The sequence below is a fragment of the Campylobacter sp. BCW_6873 genome (genome assembly GCF_001762365.1).
Taxonomy (GTDB): Bacteria; Campylobacterota; Campylobacteria; order Campylobacterales; family Campylobacteraceae; genus Campylobacter_D; species Campylobacter_D jejuni.
The window spans coordinates 1-2,242 of sequence record NZ_MJWS01000073.1 but is presented as its reverse complement, the minus strand read 5'-3'; the positions used below and the strand labels follow the sequence as shown (position 1 = coordinate 2,242).

The following is a 2,242-nucleotide window of genomic DNA, read 5'->3' as shown; positions in this document are numbered from 1 at the left end:
ACAAATGAATGAGATAGAACTTAACACTCAAAATAAAACCTTAAACGAAACAGAAAAAGACACAAAAACTATTTTTAAAATATCAAGGAATATAAATGAAAAAACCTTTTTATAAACTTAAAAGATTTTATATACCTTGTGGTTTACTTATAGCTTTTGTTATCTTTATAAGCTTAGCTTATCGCCCTTTAGAGCTTATCTTTTGGGATAAGTATTATTATGAAAAAGAAAATCAAATTAGAAAAGAGACATCTAAATTATTCTGGAGCAACGAAGAAGAATTTAAAAAAGTTTTTGTAGAACAAAACTTAAATCAAGAATTAAAACTTAATCAAAAAGAATTATTAAATTATATGCATAATTTTAAAAAAGATTTTAAATTTATGCAAATTTTAGGTTTAGACAATGCTTATTTGGTAGCTCTTAGAAATAAAGTAAGTATATTTGGAAGAAAAAGTGAAACTAATCTTAATTATTTTTATCTTGCTTCTAATAGCACTACCAATTTAAACGAAATGAATAATTTTATAAGCATTATGGATAGATATATCATTTTTATTAACAAAATAGATGCATTGCCTGACACTTATGCACTTATGAAAATAGCCTTTAATGCTGATTATTTTCTTTTTAATTTAATCCCATTTGCTTCAAGCCTAGATAAAAACTTTATGTGTTCTATACCTCAAAAAGAACAGTTATTAGAAAATATGATTAATTCTTATAAAAAAATGAATTTATTATATAAAACAAAACTAAAAACCGAAATTCAAGAAATGATATACCCAACAATATATGAAGCAAAAAGATATAATTATTTCATAAATATTGCTAAAGGAAGATTAAATGCATGCGGAAGATAATTTAAATTTTAAAGATAATTTTTAAATTATATAGGAAAAATAAATGTCTATTTATAAAGAATGTGAAGTTTGTAAAACAAAAATCAATAAATTACAAAATGCATCAAATGTATTTTTATTGGGCTTTGGTAAAGAACTAGTTTGTAAAAAATGTAAAGCCAAATATAAAGCAAATTCATTATTTATTTTTTTATATAGCATTTTTAATGATATTTTAATTTTGTTTATATTGTGGAATTATTTTATGGATTTGTTAGAATTCTTTCATTTAAATACAAATTTAAAAATTATTTTTTCAATAGTTTTTTATTTATTTTATAAAATTATTTTAGTATATTTTATCTATTTAAATAAAATAAAGGACTAATAAAATGTCTAACAATAAGAATATTTTGCAACATATTGATGATTTAGTAAATGGTATATTTGACTCTACAGTTATGACGGCTTTAGAATTTGGACATTTTGTAATAAAAATTATTGGAGTTGAAAATATAATTTTAGATGACAACACAAAACAAGATGAAGCTATTGAACAAGCCGAAGTCTTTTATAAAGCCATTAAACTTATAATCTCAAATGATCAAATTAGAAAGCAAACATTTCAATTCTTAAAACAAGATTTTCAAAAACAACCGTTATATTATATTGGGAGTATAGTTGGACCAGGCGCTGTGGTTTCTTTAATCAAAAAACCAACGCAAAAAATTCTTTATTTCAGTGCAAATAAAACTCAACAAGCATTTAATCTTTCCAATAACTCTCTCTACCCCTACTACAAAAACATACAAAATTCCTTTACTCCTTTATGTTCTATAGATGATAAAAATAGTAATTTGTTAAAAGAATTTAATTTTGATAGTTTTTCTTGTAATTTTTATAATAATAATATTTTCAATCAAAGTCTTAAGCATTTAAATAATATACAAAATGAAAAAGAATATATCAATGAGTATAAAATATTTTTAGAAAATCTTAATTATTTTAGTCAAGAATATAATAATTATAAGCTTGTATCTATACAAGCAATCAATAATTTAAAAATAGCCTATATACAAAAACTATCTTTAGAAAATATCAACAACATCAACATCGATTCAAAACCCTATCTATTAAAAGCTTTATATTTTTGTGAAGATTATGTTTTATATGATAAAGATAAGCAAGCTTTATTTGATGAAAACACAATAAAAGAATTAGAATTTAACTCTAGTTTTTATACTATCTTTATCTCTCATAAAAACAAACTAAATGATACTTATTTACAAGCAAGAAAAGAACTTTATAAAAGTATTGATGAATTTAAAAAACTTGGTTTTGAAGATTTAGAAAATGCTTATCAAACTTATATTAATTCTTTGATTGTAAATAAAGAAATA

Annotated in this window: 1 protein-coding gene and 1 pseudogene; both read left to right on the top strand. The window is 21.7% G+C overall.

The features are described 5' to 3' along the window. The first annotated feature begins 95 nt into the window (after window positions 1-95). The gene (locus AJ932_RS05710; RefSeq protein ID WP_070289007.1) at window positions 96-863 is read left to right on the top strand and encodes a hypothetical protein; all 768 of its coding nucleotides are present in this window, start codon (window positions 96-98) and stop codon (window positions 861-863) included. 371 nt (window positions 864-1,234) lie between these two features. Next, window positions 1,235-2,242, top strand: a pseudogene (locus tag AJ932_RS05700) (hypothetical protein); the annotation flags it as partial.